The 5335-nt window shown below is 71.7% G+C and carries 4 protein-coding genes and 1 pseudogene; 4 read left to right on the forward strand and 1 reads right to left on the reverse strand.

From position 1 onward, the window contains the following. Positions 1-588, forward strand: a pseudogene (locus IE312_RS41860) (hypothetical protein); the annotation flags it as partial. Between the two features lie 2 nt (positions 589-590). On the opposite strand, the gene IE312_RS26070 reads toward IE312_RS41860, so the two are convergent. Further along, on the reverse strand, positions 591-2564 hold the full coding sequence (locus IE312_RS26070) for a YncE family protein (RefSeq protein WP_189984767.1): 1974 nt from the start codon (positions 2562-2564) through the stop codon (positions 591-593). A gap of 227 nt (positions 2565-2791) precedes the next feature. Between IE312_RS26070 and IE312_RS26075 the strand changes: the two genes are divergently transcribed. The 3 genes from IE312_RS26075 to IE312_RS26085 form a co-directional block, all read left to right on the forward strand. Continuing rightward, positions 2792-3637, forward strand: coding sequence for a helix-turn-helix domain-containing protein (locus tag IE312_RS26075; protein ID WP_189984835.1), 846 nt, complete (start codon positions 2792-2794; stop codon positions 3635-3637). Then, positions 3600-3785: a DUF397 domain-containing protein gene (locus IE312_RS26080; RefSeq protein WP_189984768.1), complete on the forward strand. Its 186-nt coding sequence runs from the start codon at positions 3600-3602 to the stop codon at positions 3783-3785. The genes IE312_RS26075 and IE312_RS26080 overlap by 38 nt, the downstream gene beginning before the upstream one ends. Before the next feature lie 233 nt (positions 3786-4018). Next, a partial coding sequence (locus IE312_RS26085) for a helix-turn-helix domain-containing protein (RefSeq protein WP_189984769.1) occupies positions 4019-5335 on the forward strand: 1317 nt, incomplete at its 3' end.

Raw genomic sequence — 5335 nt, forward strand, 5'->3', positions numbered from 1 at the left:
GGCTCTTTCGTACGGCAGGCCGCGGCGACCGGCTCCGCGCCGGCTCCCGTGGCCGGGGCCCCCGTGCGGCCGGCCGGCGCCCCAGGGCCCGCGCCGGGGTCCTCCTACGGCGGGCCCGCCACCGGGCCCGGTGACAGCGGCCCCCGGCCCGGTGGCGCCCTCCCCGGCGACCCCCACGCCGGTATCAGTGCCGCCGTGCGGGAAGGGCGGCACGGGGACGCCGAGGGGCTCGCCGCCCGGCTGGAGGCGGAGGCGGTGCGGGTGTACGGGGCCGCGTCCGAGCCGGCGTGGCACTGGAGCGAGGTGCGGGCCGACCTGGCGATGTTCGCCGGGGACCCGGCGCGCAGCTGCCGGGCCTGGCTGCAGGTGGCCGAGGCGCGGCTGGCCGCCGGGCAGGCGGGGGACGCGCCCGCCGTGGAGGCGGCCGTGGACCGGGCGCACCACCAGTGGACCCGTATCAAGGACACGGCGCGGGCCCGTGAACTCGGGCCCGCGCTCGCGCAGTTGCGGCGGCGGGTGCCCGGCCGCCGGCGCGGCGCGCTGGAGAACGTCCAGCGGCAGCTGGGCCGGCTCCAGGCCACCCGGTAGCGCTACTTGGTGAAGGTGAAGTACTTCCAGGCGCCGTGCGTCGTGGAGTTCACGGTGTCACCGGAGGCGCCGTTGATGTACGACGAGCGGACCCGGAACCGCCAGCCGACGTCCTGGCCGTGGTCGCCGGTGATGGTGACGCGGGAGACCCCGTCGGGGCCCAGCTTGAAGTAGGCGGGGTCGCCCGGGTACCAGCGGCCCTGGTAGTACACCTCGAACTCGAACTTCTGCGCCCGGTCCGGGTACCACGGCATCTTGGTCGTGACCAGCGGGTTCTTGCTCTTGTGGAAGAAGTAGTACGTGTGGCCCCACGTCGACTTCGCCTTGTAGTGGTGGGACAGCGAGGTGGAGATGCTGACCCGCGCCCCGACCGTGCTGGCCGCCGACGCCGGCTGGTAGCGCGAGTCGCCCGCGAACTTCGCGGTGACCTTGGTGTCCCGCTTCAGGTCCAGGGTGACCGACAGGTAGCCGTCGGAGTTGACCTTGCCGGACTTCACCCGCTTGTCGGGCTTGTCGGCGCCGAACGGGTCGGCCCAGATCTCCACCGTGCGGTTGGAGTACGTCCTGCCGAGATGCGCGGTGAACTTGACGTCCTTGCCGTACGCGTAGACCTTGCCGTTGTTGTCGATCGTCAGCGTGGCCTTGTCACGGGAGACCTCGACGGTGTCCGAGCCGGAGGCGCCCGCGTGCCCGGCGTCGCCCGCGTAGGCCACCGTGTACTTCACCTTGCCGCCGGACGGCGGGGTGTCGGTGAAGGAGAAGGTGCCGTCGGCCTTGGTGACCGCCGCGGCCAGCGGCTTGCCCCTCGGCGACTCCAGGTCGGTGCGGGTCACGGTCAGCTTGGTGCCGGCCGGTACGGCCACCTTGGAGGCGACCTTGCCCTTCACGGTGAGCTTCTTGCCGCGGATGGCGGTGGCCGGCGCGTCCACGGTGACCGTGCTCGCCGCCTTGGCGGGCGCGTCGAGCACGCGCAGGGAGAAGACGCCCTGGTTGTTGGCGGTCACCGCGAAGAGCCGGGAGCCGTCGGCGGCCCAGCCGAGCCCGCCCCGGACCAGCAGGTCGGAGCCCGAGGAGGTGCCGGTGTTCGGGAAGTCGTAGGTGCGGACCGGCTCTCCGGCGCCGGACCGGAAGATGTAGACGTCCGGGTCGTAGGAACCGTTGATGCCGGCCGCGACCGTGCCGTCGGGGGCGATCGCGACGGAGTTGGGGTAGGCGTCCGTGACGTACTTGCCGTCCTCGTCGAGGTCGGAGGTCCGGAACACCTGCTGGTAGTACGGCGCACCGCTGGCCACCACGACGTCCTTGCCGTCGGGCGTCACCTGGAGGTCGCCGAGGTTGTCGCCCGCCTCACGGGTGGTCGCCACCTTCTTGGCGGTGCCCGACGAGACGTCGTACGAGGCCAGTTCGACCGGGCTCTGGTCGACCGCGCCCGCGACGAGCGTGTCCGAGCCGGGCGCGGCGTCCAGCAGCGGCGCCGAGTACCAGTCGCCGTCCTGGCCGAGGGTGACCGTGTGGTCCTCGGCGGCCAGGTCGACCGATCCGATGTCGCCCGCGGCGGCACCGCCGTAGCCGAACCACAGCTTGCCGCCCGCGAGCGCCACGCTGAGCGGCTTGTCGCCGACCTCGTAGCGGGTGGTCTCGGTGCCGGTCGCGGTGTCGATGACGGCGATGGCGTCGAGGTCCTGCACGGCCGCGTAGAGCGTGCCGGAGTCCGCGGAGAGCTCCAGGCCCTGGACGCCGGACAGGCGGGTGTCGAGCTGTTTGACGAACTTGCCGGCGTAGTCGGTGACGACGATCTTGCCGGTCAGCGGGTCGCTGACGAAGACCTGCCGGTGGACGGAGTCCACGGCGATGTCACCGGCCTGCCGCACCGGCAGCGGCTGGGCGGAGTCGGCGTATGCCGGGGCGGCGGCGAGGGCCGCGGAGCTGAGGAGGACCGCCAGGGTGGTGGCGGCCGTGAGAGAGCGCTTGCGCACGCTGATTCGAACCCCCCGGAACGAAGGAAAAAGGCGTTGGGGAGCCGCATGGGCACGGCGAACGTGAGGCCCCTGTGCATGAGCCGTGTGTGCCTCGTGCGGCGCGTGTGCAAAGGGTAGGTCATGCCCCTGACAGCCGGGCCACTGGGTTTCGTGAACTTCCTGACAACCGTGGAACCGTGTCGTTACGCTCTGCAACAGATCGACTGCAGGGGGTGCGTCTCTTCATGGTCAACATCCGTCCGCTCGACCCCAGCGCTTCTCCGTTGGACTACTTCGGCTCGGAGCTGCGGCGGAAACGGGAGGAGGCGGGGCTCACGCAGAAGGAGCTCGGCGCGATCGTTTTCTGCACGGGGTCGCTGATCGGCCAGATCGAGACCACGCTGAAGGTGCCGACGCGGGAGTTCGCGGAGCGGGTGGACGCGGCGCTGATGACGGACGGCTTCTTCTCCCGCTTGGTCGGGCTGGTCCTGCGGAGCCAGTTGCCTACGTGGTTCCAGCCGTATGCGGAGATGGAGGCGAAGGCGGCGTACATCTCGACGTATCAGGCGCAGATGGTCTACGGCCTGCTGCAGACCAAGGCCTATGCACGTGCCGTGTTGGCGACCGGCATGCCCGACCGGCTCGATGAACTGGTGTCGGCACGTATGGAGCGTCAGCGCATCCTCACCCGCGAGCGACCGCCACTGGTCTGGGTCGTCCTGGACGAGGCTGCTCTCCACAGGCCGATCGGCGGCCGTGAGGTCATGCGGGAGCAACTCGCCCATCTGTTGGGCTTCCGCGACGACAAATGGGTGCGCATCCAGGTGTTGCCCCTCGATGTGGGCGAACACGCCAGTCTCATCGGCTCGTTCAATGCGTTGCGCTTCGCCGATGACCCGGACATCGTGTACACGGAAGACATGATCTCGGGGCACATGACGGCCAATCCGGACACCGTCCGAGAGGCGTCCTTTCGTTACGCTCACTTGCAGGCCTCCGCCCTCTCCGTAGAGGATTCGGCGGCACTGATCACGCGCGTGATGGAGGAACGCTATGGCCATACGGGACCTGACGAACGCGCGGTGGCGTAAGTCTTCGTACAGCGGCAACACCGGTGGTGATTGCGTCGAGGTCGCCGAGGTGAACGCACTCGTCGCTGTTCGGGACTCGAAGAGGCCCGACTCAGCGCACCTCGCAGTGGATCCGCGGGCCTGGGCCGCCTTCGTGCGGGCTCTGTAGGCCCTGCGCCCTCGCCGGGCCGGCGTTCGCCGCGAGGAGGAGGGCCGCCGTGGCGATCACCGCGGCCGTTACCGCCCTTCGTGCGGTGGGGCGTGCGTAAGGTGCGGATGTACGTCCGGGCACGGTGACCTCGCAACACAACAGCGGCCTGTTAAGCATGCTTAATCCGCCGTTTAACGTAGGGGCTGCTCCGGGCAACGGCAAGGGCCGTCTGGCGAGTTGGGGGCGCGGGCATGGCGGAGCGGGACGACCCGGAGGTCATCGGGCGGCGGGTGCAGCGGCTGCGGTCCCAACGGGGACTCACCCAGCGCCAGTTGGCGCAGCCGGCGTACACCCCCGCCTACATCTCCACCGTGGAGGCCGGCCGGGTCCGGGCCTCCGACGAGGCGTTACGGCACATCGCGGGCCGGCTCGGCGTCACCTTCGAGGAGCTGGCCGCCGGCCGGCCCGCCCACCTCGCCACCGCGCTGCGGCTGCGGCTGACCGAGGCGCAGCGGGTCCTCGCCGACGGCCGGGCCGAGGAGGCCGCCGCCCAGTACGGCGTGCTGCGCGCCGAGGCGGAGGCGCACGCACTGGGCGGTGAACAGGCCGCCGCGCTGCTCGGACTCGGCGAGTGCGCCCTGGAGACCGGGGACCTGGCCGAGGCGCGCGGGTACTTCGAGCAGGCCGAGGGGCTGCTGGCCGCCAAGAGCCTGCCGGTCCGGGTCCCCGCCCTCCGCGGCCGGGCCGTCGCCCACTACCTGGCCGGTGAACTGCGGTACGCGGTGTACCTGCTGGAGTCCACCCTCGACGAGCTGAACCGCGGCGGACTGCACGACCCCGACGCGCTGCTGCTGCTGTACGCCAGCGTCATCGGCCCCTACATGGACATGGGCGCCCACGCCCGCGCCGCCCAGGCCGCCGAGTTCGCCCTCGCGCTCGCCCCGCAGGCCGGCGACCCCGCGCTGATCGCCCGGATGCACCGCTCGGTCGCCCGTACCCTGCTCGCCGAGGGCCGGATCGCCGAGGCCGACGCCTCCCTGGCCAAGGCGGCCGAGCTGTACCGCCAGCTCAGCCTGCGCACCGAGCTGGCGAACTGCCACTGGATGCGCGGTTACGTCCACGCCCAGAACGACGAACTGGAACGCGCGGAGGCGGAGTTGCGGCTGGCGTACGCCATGCTGTCGGAGTCCCGCGCCGCCCTGTACCGCAGCCAGGCCGCCGTCGAACTCGCCGACGTCCTGCACCGCCGGGGCAGCTCCGCGGAGGCCGCCGGACTCCTCCAGGGTGTCCTCGGCGACTTCTCCTCCGAACGCGGTGCCGTGCACGCGGCCGCCGCGCACCGGCTGCTCGGCATCATCGCCGAGGACGCCCGGGACACCGAGGCCGCGGAGGAGCACTACGTGCGCGCCCTGAGCCTGCTGGAACGCGCGGGCGCCGCCGGTGACCTCGCCGACCTGTGCCGCCTGCTGGGCGACCTGCTGCGCCGCACGGGCCGTACCGAGGCCGCCCTGGACGCGTACCGGACGGGGCTGGGCCACCGCACCGCTCCCGGTACGACCACCCTGGGC

The organism is Streptomyces capoamus (genome assembly GCF_014654935.1).
Classification (GTDB): Bacteria; Actinomycetota; Actinomycetes; order Streptomycetales; family Streptomycetaceae; genus Streptomyces; species Streptomyces capoamus.